The 14,842-nt window shown below is 60.0% G+C and carries 21 protein-coding genes; 14 read left to right on the forward strand and 7 right to left on the reverse strand.

All coding sequences use genetic code 11. From position 1 onward, the window contains the following. The first annotated feature begins 60 nt into the window (after positions 1-60). Together rpoS and ACYCFC_RS01985 are read left to right on the forward strand one after the other, a co-directional pair. Positions 61-1,059, forward strand: a complete 999-nt coding sequence (gene rpoS / locus ACYCFC_RS01980; RefSeq protein ID WP_181082416.1) for an RNA polymerase sigma factor RpoS — start codon at positions 61-63, stop codon at positions 1,057-1,059. A gap of 576 nt (positions 1,060-1,635) precedes the next feature. Beyond that, positions 1,636-1,782: a hypothetical protein gene (locus tag ACYCFC_RS01985; protein WP_181082415.1), complete on the forward strand. Its 147-nt coding sequence runs from the start codon at positions 1,636-1,638 to the stop codon at positions 1,780-1,782. A 36-nt stretch (positions 1,783-1,818) separates the two neighbouring features. Here the strand turns inward: ACYCFC_RS01985 and ACYCFC_RS01990 are convergent, their stop codons facing one another. Next, the gene (locus ACYCFC_RS01990; RefSeq protein ID WP_459652991.1) at positions 1,819-2,253 is read right to left on the reverse strand and encodes a GNAT family N-acetyltransferase; all 435 of its coding nucleotides are present in this window, start codon (positions 2,251-2,253) and stop codon (positions 1,819-1,821) included. Positions 2,254-2,390: 137 nt separating this feature from the next. Here ACYCFC_RS01990 and ACYCFC_RS01995 point away from each other — a divergent pair, with 137 nt between their 5' ends. Then, positions 2,391-2,822: a universal stress protein gene (locus ACYCFC_RS01995; protein ID WP_459652992.1), complete on the forward strand. Its 432-nt coding sequence runs from the start codon at positions 2,391-2,393 to the stop codon at positions 2,820-2,822. Positions 2,823-2,857: 35 nt separating this feature from the next. Here ACYCFC_RS01995 and ACYCFC_RS02000 read toward each other — a convergent pair whose 3' ends face one another. Next, a complete protein-coding gene (locus tag ACYCFC_RS02000) occupies positions 2,858-3,202 on the reverse strand; it encodes a YajD family HNH nuclease (protein ID WP_181082413.1) in 345 nt (114 codons plus the stop codon). Positions 3,203-3,248: 46 nt separating this feature from the next. Then, positions 3,249-3,953 (reverse strand): YebC/PmpR family DNA-binding transcriptional regulator, encoded by a 705-nt coding sequence (locus tag ACYCFC_RS02005; protein ID WP_459652993.1) that lies wholly within the window; start codon positions 3,951-3,953, stop codon positions 3,249-3,251. Between the two features lie 191 nt (positions 3,954-4,144). Here ACYCFC_RS02005 and ACYCFC_RS02010 point away from each other — a divergent pair, with 191 nt between their 5' ends. Then, complete coding sequence (locus ACYCFC_RS02010) at positions 4,145-5,041, forward strand: EamA family transporter (RefSeq protein ID WP_459652994.1); 897 nt, start codon at positions 4,145-4,147, stop codon at positions 5,039-5,041. A gap of 92 nt (positions 5,042-5,133) precedes the next feature. Beyond that, positions 5,134-6,630: a dGTPase gene (gene dgt, locus ACYCFC_RS02015; RefSeq protein WP_459652995.1), complete on the forward strand. Its 1,497-nt coding sequence runs from the start codon at positions 5,134-5,136 to the stop codon at positions 6,628-6,630. Positions 6,631-6,644: 14 nt separating this feature from the next. On the opposite strand, the gene ACYCFC_RS02020 is transcribed toward dgt, so the two are convergent. Together ACYCFC_RS02020 and ACYCFC_RS02025 are read right to left on the reverse strand one after the other, a co-directional pair. Further along, positions 6,645-7,286, reverse strand: coding sequence for a TetR/AcrR family transcriptional regulator (locus ACYCFC_RS02020; RefSeq protein WP_459652996.1), 642 nt, complete (start codon positions 7,284-7,286; stop codon positions 6,645-6,647). 76 nt (positions 7,287-7,362) lie between these two features. After that, positions 7,363-8,163 (reverse strand): tyrosine-type recombinase/integrase, encoded by an 801-nt coding sequence (locus tag ACYCFC_RS02025; RefSeq protein WP_459652997.1) that lies wholly within the window; start codon positions 8,161-8,163, stop codon positions 7,363-7,365. 19 nt (positions 8,164-8,182) lie between these two features. On the opposite strand from ACYCFC_RS02025, the gene ACYCFC_RS02030 reads away from it, so the two are divergent. The 5 genes from ACYCFC_RS02030 (at position 8,183) to ACYCFC_RS02050 (ending at position 10,960) form a co-directional block, all read left to right on the forward strand. Next, a complete protein-coding gene (locus ACYCFC_RS02030) occupies positions 8,183-8,542 on the forward strand; it encodes a hypothetical protein (RefSeq protein ID WP_459652998.1) in 360 nt (119 codons plus the stop codon). A gap of 1 nt (position 8,543) precedes the next feature. Next, positions 8,544-8,963: an HK97 gp10 family phage protein gene (locus tag ACYCFC_RS02035; protein WP_459652999.1), complete on the forward strand. Its 420-nt coding sequence runs from the start codon at positions 8,544-8,546 to the stop codon at positions 8,961-8,963. Continuing rightward, positions 8,960-9,379, forward strand: a complete 420-nt coding sequence (locus tag ACYCFC_RS02040) for a hypothetical protein (protein WP_459653000.1) — start codon at positions 8,960-8,962, stop codon at positions 9,377-9,379. The genes ACYCFC_RS02035 and ACYCFC_RS02040 overlap by 4 nt, the downstream gene beginning before the upstream one ends. Before the next feature lie 75 nt (positions 9,380-9,454). After that, positions 9,455-10,381, forward strand: coding sequence for a phage tail tube protein (locus ACYCFC_RS02045; protein WP_459653001.1), 927 nt, complete (start codon positions 9,455-9,457; stop codon positions 10,379-10,381). An 81-nt stretch (positions 10,382-10,462) separates the two neighbouring features. Next, complete coding sequence (locus tag ACYCFC_RS02050; protein WP_459653002.1) at positions 10,463-10,960, forward strand: hypothetical protein; 498 nt, start codon at positions 10,463-10,465, stop codon at positions 10,958-10,960. Between the two features lie 378 nt (positions 10,961-11,338). Here the strand turns inward: ACYCFC_RS02050 and ACYCFC_RS02055 are convergent, their stop codons facing one another. Continuing rightward, complete coding sequence (locus tag ACYCFC_RS02055) at positions 11,339-11,896, reverse strand: ATP-dependent Clp protease proteolytic subunit (protein WP_459653003.1); 558 nt, start codon at positions 11,894-11,896, stop codon at positions 11,339-11,341. A gap of 114 nt (positions 11,897-12,010) precedes the next feature. Continuing rightward, a complete protein-coding gene (locus ACYCFC_RS02060) occupies positions 12,011-12,478 on the reverse strand; it encodes a helix-turn-helix domain-containing protein (RefSeq protein ID WP_459653004.1) in 468 nt (155 codons plus the stop codon). Positions 12,479-12,611: 133 nt separating this feature from the next. On the opposite strand from ACYCFC_RS02060, the gene ACYCFC_RS02065 reads away from it, so the two are divergent. The 4 genes from ACYCFC_RS02065 (at position 12,612) to ACYCFC_RS02080 (ending at position 14,834) form a co-directional block, all read left to right on the forward strand. Continuing rightward, positions 12,612-12,779, forward strand: coding sequence for an Arc family DNA-binding protein (locus tag ACYCFC_RS02065; protein WP_459653005.1), 168 nt, complete (start codon positions 12,612-12,614; stop codon positions 12,777-12,779). Between the two features lie 74 nt (positions 12,780-12,853). Further along, positions 12,854-13,759, forward strand: coding sequence for a phage antirepressor N-terminal domain-containing protein (locus ACYCFC_RS02070; protein WP_459653006.1), 906 nt, complete (start codon positions 12,854-12,856; stop codon positions 13,757-13,759). Continuing rightward, positions 13,756-13,965 (forward strand): hypothetical protein, encoded by a 210-nt coding sequence (locus ACYCFC_RS02075; protein ID WP_459653007.1) that lies wholly within the window; start codon positions 13,756-13,758, stop codon positions 13,963-13,965. Before ACYCFC_RS02070 ends, ACYCFC_RS02075 begins: the two co-directional genes overlap by 4 nt. After that, the gene (locus ACYCFC_RS02080; RefSeq protein WP_459653008.1) at positions 13,962-14,834 is read left to right on the forward strand and encodes a phage antirepressor N-terminal domain-containing protein; all 873 of its coding nucleotides are present in this window, start codon (positions 13,962-13,964) and stop codon (positions 14,832-14,834) included. Before ACYCFC_RS02075 ends, ACYCFC_RS02080 begins: the two co-directional genes overlap by 4 nt. Positions 14,835-14,842: the final 8 nt, after the last annotated feature.

The raw sequence follows: 14,842 nt of genomic DNA on the forward strand, positions 1-14,842 counted from the left end.
TGTTGCCAAGGATTGCGTGCCACCCGAGCCTGTTGTCGAACTCAGAACAGGACAACAATAATGGCTCTCAAAAAAGAAGTGCCGGAGTTTGACGTAGACGATAGCGTTCTACTTATGGACCAGACTGCTGGATCGAAACGCTCCAGCGACACCACCCGCGTTCGCTCGATCGGCTCCCGCTCGGGGGCTACAACCGCCAGGCAACACAAATTCATCGATTACAACCGGGCGCTCGACGCGACCCAGCTGTACCTCAATGAAATCGGCTTTTCCCCCCTCCTGACCCCCGAAGAAGAAGTGCATTTCGCTCGTCTGGCCCGAAAGGGCGATCCGGCGGGACGCAAGCGCATGATCGAAAGCAACCTGCGGCTGGTGGTGAAGATCGCCCGGCGTTACGTCAATCGCGGGCTGTCACTGCTGGATCTGGTCGAAGAGGGCAACCTCGGGCTGATCCGGGCCGTAGAGAAATTCGACCCCGAGCGCGGCTTCCGTTTTTCCACCTATGCCACCTGGTGGATTCGGCAGACTGTCGAGCGGGCGATCATGAACCAGACCCGCACCATTCGCCTGCCGATTCACGTGGTCAAGGAGCTGAACGTCTATCTGCGCGCAGCTCGCGAACTGACTCAGAAGCTCGATCACGAACCCAGCCCCGAGGAAATCGCCAGCCTGCTGGAAAGGCCGGTTGCCGACGTCAAGCGCATGCTCGGGCTGAACGAGCGGGTGAGCTCCGTGGATGTGTCGCTCGGCCCGGACACCGACAAGACGCTGCTCGATACCCTCAGCGATGACAAGCCGAACGATCCCTGTGAGCTGCTGCTCGATGATGATCTCTCGGCCAGCATCGATCAGTGGTTGTCCGACCTGACCGAAAAGCAGCGGGAAGTAGTCATTCGGCGGTTCGGTTTACGCGGCCATGAGAGCTGTACGCTTGAGGAAGTCGGCAAGGAAATCGGCCTGACCCGCGAGCGGGTGCGTCAGATCCAGGTCGAGGCACTCAAGCGCATGCGCGAGATTTTCGAGCGCAATGGATTGTCCAGCGAAGCGCTGTTCGGTTAACGAACGGCTGATCTGCCAGCCCCTTGCCAGATACTGGCAAGGGGCTGTGCGCTCTTCCAGTGCGAGTGCATGCTTCTGTGTGCGAGAAGAGCACCTGTCAGGTTAATCCCTCCGTGCTCTGAAGCCTTTCCAAGGCTGTATTGTGTGTAAGCATTCGCTTACGCGAGGTGTAAGCAAAAAACGGAAAAGCCCTCTGTCACCAAGCTTATGTATAACTTAAGCAATTGATTTAAAAGTAAAAAAATTCAATACCGTTGAGTTTTTCTGATTCGGCATAAATTTTCTGCGAGTTGCCGTGGGCGACCAGATGCTTAATATCACAGCCGTGCTCAGGGACAAGGCACAGCCGGCAAGGATGTCGGTCAGGAACAGCCGCAAGAAGTGGCTTCATCAGGACGATGAGCAGGAAATAGAAGGAAGCATGGAAGGAGGCGGGCGGGGCTTAAACCCCGCCCCTTTTTTTTGTGTGCAATAAAGTGACGTGGCAGGTGAGTGGTAACTGACCGCCAGCCGGCTTCTCGGAACGACTTCCGCGATTGGCAGACTAAACTCATGACCAACTCGCAGGAGCTCATCATGAACGGCAAACCCTCGCACGAACCTTCACAGCCGGAACAGCCGCAAGACGATCATGTCGACCGCGGTCCGGACGAGGCGGACGAAGACCAGCTCGATGAAGCACTGGAAGAAACCTTCCCCGCCAGCGACCCCATTTCTCCGTAACTGAGCATCAGGAGCAGCCGAGCGGCTGCTCTCAGCCTATCTGCCTCCATTATCATGCTGTAGCGCCGTCAGCGTTCTGTTGCGGTTGTAACGCAGCAGGCGCGAGGCCAGTGATTCGGGCAGCAGCGTGCTTTCGCTGAAGCCGAGTCGCCGATAGAAGGGTATCAACTCCGGAACGCAGAACAACCAGACTGGTCCCGTGCTTTCACTCATTGCCTTGGTTACCAGGCGTGCGCCCAGCCCTTTTTTGCGCTGCTCCGGTGCCACCAGTAATCCGGTCAGCCAGTGCCCGCTCTCGATACTGGTCAGGCAGAGTGCCGCCATGATTTCAGTGGCGCCAGCGACCCAGCAGTGTGCTCCGCCCGGAACGCGCATATGGCTGCGATGGGCACGGTAGAATTTCTCCAGAAGTGGCCTGTGTTCGTCTGGCAGCAGGCGCAGCCGGTCATCGAGCATGGTGGTTCTGGTCATGTTGGCGGTCGATTTCTGCCGCGCTTCTGCTCCGTGGTTTGGCGGGCATGCTGCAGATCAATGAATGGCTATGTGTATGGTCGAAGCGTCCGTGCATTGGGTTATGCTGATTTCACATATTTCATGGAGGGTTCGACATGCGCAATATTCTTCTCGCTTTCGATGGCTCGGACAATTCCAGACGGGCGCTGCAATACATCGTCAATCTCGCCACCGATGCACCCAAACCGCTCGAAGTGCATGTGCTCAATGCCCAGCATGAGCCAGTGATCTATGGCGAATACGTCACCTCCAATATGATCGAGGATCTCAACAACAGTCTTCTGGCCAAGTCGCGCGCCATCATTGCCGAGGCGACGACGGTGTTGCAGGCGGCGGGTATTGCCCATGAAGGCCATGCCGCTCTGGGCAACGTGGCCGAGCAAGTGAATGAGGCCGTCAAGCGCCTGGGTTGCGATACCGTGGTGATGGGCACGCGCGGCCTGGGCAGTTTCACCGGCATGCTGCTGGGCTCGGTCGCCAACCGGGTGATTCATGAGGTGTCGGTGCCGGTCCTGCTGGTGAAATAAAAGAAATAGATTGCAGCGAAAAAGCCGGGCTGGTTTCAGTCCGGCTTTTTCTTGAGCAGGTCGGCCAGGTTGGCGAAGGCCTTGAAGGTTTCCTTCGGGCCCAGGTCACTGCCGGGCCGGGCTTCGGCCTGGTACTGATTATCCGTATAGCGTGAATGTTCGTTGTCGTGGCAATACAGGCAGAGCAGTTCCCAGTTCGAGCCGTCTTCAGGGTTGTTGTCGTGGTTGTGGTCCTTGTGATGGACCGTCAGTTCACTCAAACGCTTGCCTGAAAACTCACGGGCGCAACGCCCGCACACCCAGGGGTACATCTTCAGGGCTTTTTCACGATACCCCTGTTCGCGCTGGGCGTAAGGTGTGTTCGGTTTGTTGGTACTCATGGGCATATCCTGCTGACAAAGGCGATCAATCGGTATCGTGCAGCCGTCAGCCTGCCAGCCCGACGTAGATGTTCTGCACGTCGTCGTGAGCATCGATGGCGGCGAGGAAGGCTTCGACTTCTTCGAGTTCTTCCGCGGACAGTGTGGTTACCGGGTTCTTCGGGCGATAGCCGAGCTGTGCCGACTGCACGCTGAAACCATGTTCGGGCAGGGCGCGGCAGACCGTATCCAGGTCCGTGGTGTCGCTGATGAACAGCCAGGCGCCTTCGTCGGCTTCTTCGAAGTCCTGGGCGCCGGCTTCGATTGCGGCGAGTTCCGGATCGGCATCGGCGCTGGCGGGCGCCGCTTCGATCAGGCCGCAATGGTCGAAATCCCAGGCGACCGACCCCGAAGCACCCAGCTGACCCTTGCGGAACAGTACGCGAATCTCGGCCACGGTGCGGTTGACGTTGTCGGTCAGGCACTCGACGATCACCGGCACCTGATGCGGCGCGAAGCCTTCGTAGGTGGTGCGCTCGTAATGCACGCTTTCGCCAAGCAGGCCGGCGCCTTTCTTGATGGCGCGTTCCAGGGTTTCGCGCGGCATCGAGGCTTTTTTCGCCTGTTCCACCACCAGGCGCAGGCGCGGGTTCATGTCCGGATCGGCACCGCTACGCGCGGCGATCATGATCTCTTTCGACAGCTTGCCGAAGGTACGTCCCTTGGCGTTGGCTGCCGCTTCTTTATGCTTTGCTTTCCACTGTGCGCCCATGGCTGCTTCTCTGGTTTCGTTCAGGCGTCGATTCTAGCCGTTGCGGGCAACGCTGGCACGGGCCGCGATATGTGACGGGTGAGGATGTGAGCGCGATCAGGCCAACTGTATGGCCAAAACCGTTGCTGGCTGTACGAGGGCAAGTTCGCAGAACCCGGCTTTAATGAGTTCTTTACCCGGAACGCTGTGCCATGTCGCCCAAAGACCTGTTGCTGGCCCTGGTGGTGATCGTCGTCTGGGGCATGAACTTCGTGGTGATCAAGGTTGGCCTGGAAGATATTCCGCCGATGCTGCTGGGCGCGTTGCGTTTCCTGCTGGCGGCCTTTCCGGCGGTATTCTTCATCAAGCGCCCGCAGTTGCCGCTGCGCTGGCTGTTCGCCTACGGCGCGACGATTTCCCTGGGTCAGTTCGCTTTTCTCTTCTACGCGATGAACGTCGGCATGCCCGCCGGGTTGGCCTCGTTGGTGCTGCAATCCCAGGCCTTCTTCACGCTGTTCTTCGCGGCGCTGTTCCTGGGCGAGCGCCTGCGCGTGGCCAACCTGATCGGCCTGCTGGTCGCCGCGGGCGGCCTGCTGTTGATCGGCCTGCAGGGTGATCGCAGCATGACCCTGGCCGGCTTCGTGCTGACCATCTGCGCGGCCTCGATGTGGGCGCTGGGCAATATCGTCACGCGCAAGGTGGGCAAGGTGAATCTGGTGGGCTTGGTGGTCTGGGGCAGCCTGATTCCACCGCTGCCGTTTTTCGCGCTTTCCTGGCTGCTGGAAGGCCCGGTACGCATCGAGACGGCCCTGAGTGGCATCGGGCTGGATTCGCTCCTGGTGCTGGCTTATCTCTCCTTTGGCGCGACCATTCTCGGCTACGGCCTGTGGAGCCGACTGCTGTCGCGCTATCCGGCCGGCACTGTGGCGCCGTTCTCGTTGCTGGTGCCGGTAGTCGGTCTCACTTCGGCGGCCTGGCTGCTCGATGAGCACCTGGGATTGCTGCAGACCCTCGGCGCGCTGCTGGTGATGCTGGGGCTGGTGATCAACGTGAGCGGCGGCTGGTTGCTCGGTCGGATGCGCACGGCCCTGAGACAGTCTTCGACCTGAGGTGATGTTTGGGCTTCCGGCGTTCAGGCCGCCTTGGTAAACCCGGCGTGCCGCGTTAGGCTCGTCTCTTCTTCGTTTTGCGAGTGCGATCCATGCCGGTGCCTGTGAACTTCAAGAACAAGATTTCCCGCCAGCGACCCTATGGCCGGGTGGAAGGAGAACTCAAGGCATCGGAATGCGACCTGACGCTGATCGTCGATCAGCTTGAAAGCGACCGTGGACGCATCATCAATTCCGCCGGCGTGCGCCGTCTGCAGCAGAAGACCCAGGTCTTTCCGCTGGAGCGCAATGCCGCAGTACGCAGCCGCCTGACGCATTCGCTGGAAGTGCAGCAGACCGGTCGCTTCATCGTGCGCACGCTGTACAAGCAGCTCGGCGACAAGGCCCGCGACTATGGGCTGGACGGCCTGGAAGGTGCGCTGGAAAGCCTGGTGGAAATGACCTGCCTGATGCACGACATCGGCAATCCGCCCTTTGGCCATTTCGGTGAATTCGCCATTGGCGAGTGGTTCACGCGTCATCTGGAGGCACTGTTCGACGCTGCCGTGCCGGGCGGGCAGGGCAACGCGGCCTTGCGTGCGCGGATGCTGAACGATCTGCGGGCGTTCGAAGGTAATGCCCAGGCGATCCGCCTGGTGGTCAGCCTGCAGCGGCTGAACCTGACCTATACCCAGACCGCCGGGCTGCTCAAGTACGTGCGTGCCGCCTATGCGCCGAAACCGGCGAAAGACTCGCCAGGGGCCTATCTGCTGAAGAAGCCGGGCTTCTATCTGTCCGAGGAACCTTTCGTCAGCGAGTTGCAGGCGGCCCTGGGGCTGGTGCCCGGCACGCGCCATCCGCTCGCCTACATCATGGAGGCGGCGGACGATATCGCCTATTGCCTGGCCGATATCGAGGATTCGGTGGAGAAGGGCATCTTCAGCATCGAGCAACTGGCCCGGTTGCTGGTGGACAAGTTCGCCGAGCACGGCTCGCCGGATGAGCCGATCGGCACGACCGGACGCAGCTTTCGCAGCATGGTCGCCTATGCCGAAGCGCGGGCGCAGAAGGAGACGATCAACAAAGTTGGCGAGTTCTTCATCTGGCTGCGGGTGAACATGGTGCATCCGCTGGTGCAGCACGCGGCCCGGCAGTTCATCGAGCATATCGAGGTGGTGTACCACGGCACCCTGGACCGTGCCCTGCTGGAGGATGCCAGCCTGGAGAATGCCATCGTGCAGACCTTCAAGGACGTGGCGACGGAGCATGTCTTCTGTCATCGCGAGGTGGATACGCTGCAACTTCAGGGCTACCGGATTCTGCAGGGATTGCTGGATAGCTACGCGCCGCTGCTGGGTGTTCCCGTGCCGGTGTTCCATGCTCTGACCGAAGGCGTCTGCCGCAGCGAACCGCACCTGCAGATGCTGGCCAGGCGCTTGCCCAGCCAACTGATCAAGGCCTATCACGAAGCGCTGAAGAACCACCCCGAAGGTTCGCCCGACCAGCCGTTGTGGGCGTTCTACTACCGCTGCCGGATGCTGCAGGACTTCGTCAGCGGCATGACCGATCAGCTCGCCCAAGATGAATTTCGCACCCTGTCGGCGCTGTAGTTCAGCCAGCGCAGTTAATCTCCAGCCGCATAGGCGCGCAGGAACAGGGTGACCACATCCTCCACATGCCTGCGCGCCTCGGCGGCATCCGGCGCAGTGTCGTAGCCGATCAGCAGACGGAAATGTGTGCCGCCCTTGAGTAGTGCGCAGAAGTGCTCGGCGGCGTGCTTGGGGACCGGCACGGCCAGCAGGCCGCGTGCGTGGGCCTGGGCCAGCAGCTGTTCGAGATCTTGCAGCAGCCGCTGCGGACCGGCGTCGTAGAACATCCGTGACAGCCCCGGATTCTGCGTCGCCAGCGCCACCATGACGCGGTGCAGGCCAATGGATTCGGGACTGTTGGCCAGATCCTGAAACGCATGGCCGAGATCGAGCAATGCCTGCCGGATCGAGCAATCCTCTGCCAGCACGAACAGTTTGCGCGGCAGGCGCGTTTCGCAGGTGGTCTTCACCGCAGCGGCGAACAGCGCTTCCTTGTCCTTGAAATGGCTATACAGCGTGAGTTTGGAAACCCCGGCCTCGGCGGCGATGGCCTCCATGCTGCTGCCCTCGTAGCCGTTGCCGAGGAACAGTGTCTGCGCGGCGGCAAGTATCGCCTCGCGCTTGGCGGGGTCCTTCGGTCGGCCAGGGCCGGATGGAGCGGGCAGGTCTTCAATCATGGGATACGTTTAATACTGGACTGGCTGGTTTGGTTATTTTTACTATACCCGGAAGTCCAAAAGAAGCGCTGTGCGTCTACTGCCGCAAGGCCTCTGTCGCTTCGATTGGCTCAGTCGTACCAATTCCGTACCGATTTGGCTTTTTCAGCTTTTCCAATTCGGCCCAGTCAGCGCTTGAGTTGATCCATTTCGCGTAGTGCTTGAGCAGCGTCTGGATGCTGTTGCCGAGCTGCTGCGCGATGAAGGCCGGCGCCATCCCTGCAGACAGGCAAACCGTCGCGTAGGTGTGCCGGGTATCGTACTGCCGACGAGGACGAATGCCCAGTCGCTTCATGCTCTGCTTGAGGTGGTAGGCCGTGCTGACCACGTTGGTGATATGGCCTCCCTTGCCGCTGGTAGGCGCGAAGACGAACTCGCCGCCCTGGGTCAGCTGCTTCATTTCCTCCAGCGCCTCAACTGCCTGATCGACCAGCAGCACCTTGCGCACGCGCTTGGTCTTGGTGTTCTCGCGGACCTCGCCTTTCTCCAGGGTAGCTCGGACCCGAATCGAGCGCCCCGGTAGATCCACATCAGCCCAGCGGAGCGACAGCTGCTCGCCGGTACGCAGGCCGGTGTAGAACGCGAGCTTGAAGAACGAGGCATAGGTCAGGCGCGAACCCGTCTGGTGCGCGTACAGGTCGGCCAGGATCGCGTCACGCTCTGCCGGTGTGAATGGGTCAATGTCCCGCTCAGGTGCGCGGGCCCGCTCAACCGAGCGCATCGGATTCTCGGTAATGATCCCGTCCATCACCGCCGCGGCGAAGATCGCTCGAGCGGCTTGCGCTGCTGCGTTGCGGTCTGTGATCGAGCACCAGTCCAGCTTGGTCAGGCCATTCAAATGCTCAAGAGAATCTGACATGGGCCTCAGAGACGATCTGGCCGCTGATATTGCGGACGCATTCGATACCGACCTGGCCGACGCCGTGACCGAATTCACCGGCTCGCGCGTCGTTGGTCAAGGCCCGTACGACCCGATCACCGAGACGCGACCGAGCATCACCGAGACCTACACCGGTCGGGGCGTGTTCGGCAGCTACTCCATGCAGATGGTCGATGGCATCAACATCTTGCGTACCGACATAAAGCTCACGGCGCTGCAGGCCGAGGTGACTGGCACGCCAAAAGTCGGCGACAAGATCAGCGGATATGACGTTGTCGGGCCGGTCGGCCAAGACCCGGCAAGCGCCACGTGGAGCCTGCAGCTCAGGAAGGTGTGACATGGCTTGGACTATCCCGCCGACGGCATTCATTGGGCTCGTGGAAAACGAGCTGCGCATCAAGCGAAACCAGATCGCCCTAGAGGCGCTGCAGGCCGTGGTATCTGGCTCGCCGGTAGATGAGGGCACTTACCGCATGAATCACCGCGTCAGCGTTGACGGCGTTGATCTTGGGTACGACCTAGCCGCTGGCCGTGGCAAGGATGCCGAGCCGCCACGCGGGGCATCCGCTGGCATTCCGTCCTTTCAGGAAGGAATCGAAATCATCGCCAGTGCTGATCAGCCGTATGGCGAGATCGTCATACAGAATAATCTTCCTTATGCATCTGAGATCGAAGACGGTCATTCCGACCAGGCTTCGGACGGCGTTTACCGCCTAGCCTTCGGCGCTGTAGTCGCCAAATACGGTGGCAGCCAATGACCTATGAACAGATCCGAGTGGCGATCATTGCCCGAATGGCCTCGTTTCAGGGGTTAAGCCAGGATCGAATCGACTACCCGAATCAACCTGGCGTGTTCGAGCCGCCTGAGGCTGGCCTGTGGTGCCGCATCAACCTGCAGTACGGCCGCAGCTTCATTGCTGGCATGGCAGACGTGCCGTGCACGCGCCGCCCCGGCCAGATCGTTATTCAGTGCTTCGACCGCAAGGACGCCGGGATCAAGGGGCTGACCAAGCTCACCGATGATCTCTGCGAGCAGTTCGAATACTGGCGCACCGGAAACCTTGAGTGCTGGGAGGTCAGCCAGGTGGATGTAGGGGTTGGCGACCGAGCTGGCAACGCGGCCGGCACCGGCTTCTACCAGATCAACATCGTTATCCGGTTCACCGCCGGCTGACGCTAACCGCCGCAAGGCATCCCAACCCTGCCCGCCACGAGCGGGTTTTTTTATGCCCGCAGATAGGAGATACACATGTCCAGTGGCGCAAGAGTAGTCACCCACATCATTAAAGAGGTCACGCCCGGTGTCACGCCGGCAACTCCGGCAGCAGGCGAATGGAAAACCGCTCGACTTACCGGCAACACCATGTCGCCGACCCCGGACACCGAGGTCAGCGACGAAATCACTTCCAGCCGCATCAGCCAGGGCAGTGTCGTCACCGGACTGACAATTGGCGGCGATCTTACCGGTGAGCTGTCGTTCGGCACCTTCGACGACCTGCTGGAAGCTCTGTTCTACGGCAACTGGGCAGCCGACGTGCTGACCGTTGGCGATACCCGCCACACCTTCAGTGTGCAGAAGGGCTTCGAAGACATCGGCGTCTACTCACTGTTCAAGGGCGTCCACGCCGCCACCGGCAGCATCGATATCCCTGAGCAGGGCAAGATCACGATCACCATCGGCGGCCAGGCGCTGGACTACGAAGATGCCGAAGCGTCATTCGTCACTGATCCTGCGGTGCCCACCACTACGCCGTTCATGTCCTCGCTGGCCGTGGGCGATATCACCGTCGATGGCGTGTCGCTAGTGGGCCAGGCGTGCGTCTCTGCGCTGACCATGAACGTTGACAACACCGTCCAGCTGCAGCGCTGCCTTGGCAACAGCAAGCTCGGCCCTGGCGCGATCATCGCGACCGAGGCAGCCATCACCGGCACCATCGTGCTGGCCTGGTCCAAGGCGGCGTGGGAAATCTGGAAAGAGCAGCTGACCCGCAAGGCCTTCGCAGTGACCTTCCCGGTCACCGACAGCCTGGGCAACAGCTACCAGTTCAACTTCCCGAGCATCGAGGTTGACGGCGAGCTGCCCAACGGCGGCAAGCGCGACCTGATCCAAGTGACGCTCAACTGGACCGTGGCGAAGGTCGCTCCGACGATCACTCGCGCCCCAGCCATCCCGTAAACAAACCGCAGCTTTTGGCCGACCTGGGCATTACGCCACCCAGGCCGGTCCTTTTTTGGCGTGGCGTCGAGGAAACACAACATGGCTTTCATCGTTAAAAAATCAGTACTAGCCGCTAAACCCGTCGAGCACGGCGAAGAGTGGCGCGAATATCAACCGGGCGTGAAGCTGCTGATTCGCGGCCTCGGCCATCGGATCGTGCGCGTCGGCCTGGAGATCCATCAGGGGCGCAATCAGAGCGTGCTGGCCCGGTACGATGCCGGCGACATCAGCGCTCTGAATGACGCAGCGCCGCAGCAGGAGCAGAGCGTGCGCATGCTCGCCGAGCTGGTCATTGCCGACTGGGAAGGCTTCCAAGACGAAGATGGCGCTGAGCTGCCGTACAGCGTCGATACCGCCAAGGCTGTTCTGTCGAGCGAAGAGGGCTCGCCGCTGCTCGTATGGGCCGTCGCTCAGGCAGGCGAAATCACCAAGAGCGCAACCGAGCAGCTGGACGCGGTAAAGGGAAAGTCATTGCCCGCTACCAGTGGGAAAGGGAGTGGGCAGGCCAAGAAGGCCGAGCCGAAAAGCAACGCCTGATCTATGAGCGCCTGCGGATGGCGGTGCCGGACGTTCCCGAGCGGTGCGCCGTCACTGGCCACCTGCTGGAGACATACCATTACGCATCGCGCGGCAGGCGCTACATAGCTGGCATGTCTGGCGCTATCCCACTGCCACTTTCTGCCAGGGAGATTTCGGACTGGCTGGAGGCGCACCCTTCGCCACTACCTCGCGGCATCGTTGATCCGGTGCTGTTCGCGCTGGATGAGATTGATCGGGCGCCTGATGCGTAGGCTGCGGCTATGGGGCGCAAGGCGGCGGTGGGCGCCCTTGCGGCGATGCGGTCGAAGTGAGGCTGCGCTTTATTCCAGCCCCGCTTCTCATTTAAACAAATAGGAGAGCGTTATGTGCGGCTGCTCACGCGTTTATCCACCAGCTCACTGCTTCAGTGGGCCCGGGCATTACAGGTGCCTCCACGGCATGAACCAGCCCGGAGGCGGTGGCTTCGCTGGGGGTCAGGACCCTAGCCGTATTCTTCAGGCAGCTGCGGATGTCGAGCGGCTCGCCAGCGTCCTTGGTGCGCTCGTGGAAAATCTCGACGTAGCGATCAAAGTCATTATCGAGGCAGGCGGCGTGCTCCGCCAGCCTGGCGTGGTCAACGTTTCCCCCACTGAAACCCCAATTGAGCGGGTGCAGCAGGAACCGACTTTGGGGCGCCGCGACTCGACGATCTGCAGCTAGAAACAGGATATTGCCCATCGACTCGACGCTGCCTATGTTGTGCATCGTCACCGGAACTGACAGAGATCTGATGAGGTTGTAGAGCGTGAAACCATACAGCGTGCTGCCGCCATCTGTGGATACGTGATATCGGAGCTGGGTGGCGCCTTGCGCTATAGCGCTAAGAGTTGCGTTCTGCAGCTGGCTGGCTGTTCCCTGATTTATGGGCCCGGCGAAGTGAATAACGTGAAGCATTGGAAACCCTCCCTAGCAAAAGCCTGCACGCTATCACCGCGCCACCATCGGCGGAACTGAGCATCCATCCACCCATCGCAGCATTAAGCCGAACCGCTGGCCTTTTGCTGTGGGCTACGTCTTGTCGGGTTGATTTGGCGTAGGCCAATTGGCAAGTACGTTCACTGTCTCAGCCAGAACTGCTTCATAGGTTGTGTCTGAGCCCTCTTCTTTCGCCTTCGCAAACGTAAGCATTGCGGCCAATGTTGCTTCAAGCGTAACGCCATGCCGATCAGCATCAGCCTGCAGCCAATCAATGGTCGATTGAGGCAAGGTGATAGGGCTCGACGAGCCGTCCGTAGAGATCATGGCCAGTTCAAATACTTCAGGCTCGTCGTCGGCGTCTTGGAGGGTTGAAACGTCGACTGCAAGCGCTTTGGCCAGCTTGACCAGTGCAGTCATGCGCGGCTTTGAAATGCCCGTTTCATAACGCCCTATTTGAGGAACGCTGATCCCGCTGGCCTTAGCTAGGTCGCGCTGAGTCATTTCAGCATCGGCTCTGAGGCGCACCAATCTAGATGCAAAACCCTTTGGGTGACGCATGGCAACTCCAATTTGATCAACGTGGCAATGATCTAGCCGGATGTATATCTGCGCAAGTAAACGATGTGAAATGATGTTGACTTGATGTCCTGAGTGATGCCTAATGATGTCAAGTGATGAGTAAGGAGGTTATATGAAGGAAGCTAAATCGCGCTATCCATTGAGCTTGGAGGGTGAGATCAAGGAGCGGGCTGCTGAGGCGGCCAAACGTAATCGTCGCAGCCTCAATTCTGAATTGGGCTTATTGATCGAGGAGGGTTTCAAATGGCGGGAAATGCAAAGCAAGCAGGCAGCAGCCTGAAACGAAGAAGCCCCGACGAGGTGAGATTCGTCAGGGCTTCGAATAACGATGAGACCAGCGAGGAATCAAGCGTCATGACGAATCATAGCACAACCAACGTTTCAGCCAAGATTATCCCGTTTCGCCAGAAGGAACTGCTGCTGATCGACAATGCAGGCGAACCCTTCGTGCCGATGAAGCCGGTTGTGGAAGGCATGGGGCTGGACTGGAAAAGCCAGTACGCAAAGCTGCAGGGCGGCCGATTCAACTCAACTATGGTGATGATCACCACAGTTGCTGGTGATGGGAAGCGCCGCGATATGGCATGCCTGCCGCTGCGCAAGCTCGCCGGCTGGCTGATGTCGATTCATGCCAGCAAGGTACGCCCTGAGTTGCGCGAAGGCGTTATCGCTTACCAGAACGAGTGCGACGACGTGCTCTGGTCGTATTGGAACGATGGGGTCGCCGTTCGTCATGATGATCGCACGGCCGCCAGCGTGCTCAGCACTACTATCGGCACCGACGGCTTCCACTGCCTGGCTGCCGTCGTAGATGGCAAGGTCCGTCATCTTCCGGCAGCTGCTCGCCGCGGCGCGAAGAACCACATCTGGTCGCAGGTGCACAAAGCGTTCAGCGTGGTGAGCGCCGAGGACATTCCGGCGGCCCAGCTGGACAGCGCTCGGAACTTCATCGCTGCGTACCAGGTGCAGGAGGGAGAGTGGCTGCCAAAGCCGCGAGCCACGCCCGGAACCCTGCTGACTGATTCACAGCTGTACGACGTCTACTTCATGTGCTGCCACTTTAAGCAGCTGTACGACATCTTCGACCGCTACAAGCTCTACTCGCACTTTAGCGGCATCGGAAGCCCTGTAGGCGCACAGATGATTGACCATTTCCGAGATGGCTACGCAGGGTTCCATAAGCTGCAGGCGCTGGCCCCTGAGTTCGAAGCGGTGCAAAAGCGCCTGGGCGCCAATCACTACGCGAGGGCAGCAGCATGAACTTCACTCTCAAGCAAGGCGCAACCGCAATGGTCATCGGCGGACAGGAATCACTGATTGGCCGCTCCGTCGAACTCGTCTACCTGATCGGCCGCTGGTGGCTGGTCAAGATCGGCAATCGCACCTTCACCGTGGAAATGCGGGAGCTGATGCCGCTGGAGCCGCGCAAGGGGTTCAATCAATTTCAGGGGAGGGCGATGGCATGAGCGCGCTGATAACCGTTCCATTCCATGGAGCCAGCCTTTACTTGGTCGACCACCAGGGTCAGCCCTACGTACCCATGAAGCCAGTTGTTGAAGGAATTGGGCTGGATTGGGGAGGGCAGCACAAGCGCATAACAAATAACTCGGATCGCTGGGGCGTGGTGCTTATGGAGATACCCTCAGCCAGCGGCCCGCAGATGACCACCTGTCTTCCGCTTCGCAAGCTTGCTGGGTGGATGGCTACAGTTCAGGCTAGCCGGATCAGAAGCGAGCGAGTTCGGGAAAAGGTTGTTGAGTACCAGAACGAATGCGATGACACGCTCTGGCAGTACTGGAATGAAGGCCGTGCAGTGAATCCAAGAGCCGCAGCCAACGACTCAGTAATCCCGGTCGAACGCCGATTGCCGGTAGCCGCTGACAGCTTCGATGCAGCCAAGCGGATCGCAGAGGGCTTTGGCCTGGAAGGCAACCAGGCGGTCTTGAGCGCGAACAGCATGGTCCGCTCTGCCATCGGCATCGACCTGATGGAGATGGCCGGGGTGAGGCGCTTGGTCAACGAGGCCCAAGAGCTGAACTACACGCCTACCGAGCTTGGCGCCAAGTTCCGCATGACGGCGCGGGAGATGAACAAGCTGCTGGCTGACTGCGGGCTCCAGCGCAGCACTGAGTATGCGAAGGGCAAGAAGCGATGGGAGCTACTGCCAGACGGCAAAGCCTTCGCAGTCATCACTGATACCGCCAAGAAGCACAGCGATGGCAAGCCGGTACAGCAGATCCTATGGAAGGAGTCGGTGCTTGATCTGCTCAAGCGCCTTGCTGATCAGCTCAAGTCAGGGTTGCCAGTAGTGGTCGCCGGCGGCGTCAGGCACTAAAAACCCGC

The organism is Stutzerimonas sp. NM35, from assembly GCF_054604355.1.

Bases quoted from the DNA above. Each gene is read 5' to 3' on its own strand.
- rpoS (WP_181082416.1), top strand. From the start codon at position 61: ATGGCTCTCAAAAAAGAAGTGCCGGAGTTTGACGTAGACGATAGCGTT.
- ACYCFC_RS01985 (WP_181082415.1), top strand. From the start codon at position 1,636: ATGAACGGCAAACCCTCGCACGAACCTTCACAGCCGGAACAGCCGCAA.
- ACYCFC_RS01990 (WP_459652991.1), bottom strand. From the start codon at position 2,253: ATGACCAGAACCACCATGCTCGATGACCGGCTGCGCCTGCTGCCAGAC.
- ACYCFC_RS01995 (WP_459652992.1), top strand. From the start codon at position 2,391: ATGCGCAATATTCTTCTCGCTTTCGATGGCTCGGACAATTCCAGACGG.
- ACYCFC_RS02000 (WP_181082413.1), bottom strand. From the start codon at position 3,202: ATGAGTACCAACAAACCGAACACACCTTACGCCCAGCGCGAACAGGGG.
- ACYCFC_RS02005 (WP_459652993.1), bottom strand. From the start codon at position 3,953: ATGGGCGCACAGTGGAAAGCAAAGCATAAAGAAGCGGCAGCCAACGCC.
- ACYCFC_RS02010 (WP_459652994.1), top strand. From the start codon at position 4,145: ATGTCGCCCAAAGACCTGTTGCTGGCCCTGGTGGTGATCGTCGTCTGG.
- dgt (WP_459652995.1), top strand. From the start codon at position 5,134: ATGCCGGTGCCTGTGAACTTCAAGAACAAGATTTCCCGCCAGCGACCC.
- ACYCFC_RS02020 (WP_459652996.1), bottom strand. From the start codon at position 7,286: ATGATTGAAGACCTGCCCGCTCCATCCGGCCCTGGCCGACCGAAGGAC.
- ACYCFC_RS02030 (WP_459652998.1), top strand. From the start codon at position 8,183: ATGGGCCTCAGAGACGATCTGGCCGCTGATATTGCGGACGCATTCGAT.
- ACYCFC_RS02035 (WP_459652999.1), top strand. From the start codon at position 8,544: ATGGCTTGGACTATCCCGCCGACGGCATTCATTGGGCTCGTGGAAAAC.
- ACYCFC_RS02040 (WP_459653000.1), top strand. From the start codon at position 8,960: ATGACCTATGAACAGATCCGAGTGGCGATCATTGCCCGAATGGCCTCG.
- ACYCFC_RS02045 (WP_459653001.1), top strand. From the start codon at position 9,455: ATGTCCAGTGGCGCAAGAGTAGTCACCCACATCATTAAAGAGGTCACG.
- ACYCFC_RS02050 (WP_459653002.1), top strand. From the start codon at position 10,463: ATGGCTTTCATCGTTAAAAAATCAGTACTAGCCGCTAAACCCGTCGAG.
- ACYCFC_RS02055 (WP_459653003.1), bottom strand. From the start codon at position 11,896: ATGCTTCACGTTATTCACTTCGCCGGGCCCATAAATCAGGGAACAGCC.
- ACYCFC_RS02060 (WP_459653004.1), bottom strand. From the start codon at position 12,478: ATGCGTCACCCAAAGGGTTTTGCATCTAGATTGGTGCGCCTCAGAGCC.
- ACYCFC_RS02065 (WP_459653005.1), top strand. From the start codon at position 12,612: ATGAAGGAAGCTAAATCGCGCTATCCATTGAGCTTGGAGGGTGAGATC.
- ACYCFC_RS02070 (WP_459653006.1), top strand. From the start codon at position 12,854: ATGACGAATCATAGCACAACCAACGTTTCAGCCAAGATTATCCCGTTT.
- ACYCFC_RS02075 (WP_459653007.1), top strand. From the start codon at position 13,756: ATGAACTTCACTCTCAAGCAAGGCGCAACCGCAATGGTCATCGGCGGA.
- ACYCFC_RS02080 (WP_459653008.1), top strand. From the start codon at position 13,962: ATGAGCGCGCTGATAACCGTTCCATTCCATGGAGCCAGCCTTTACTTG.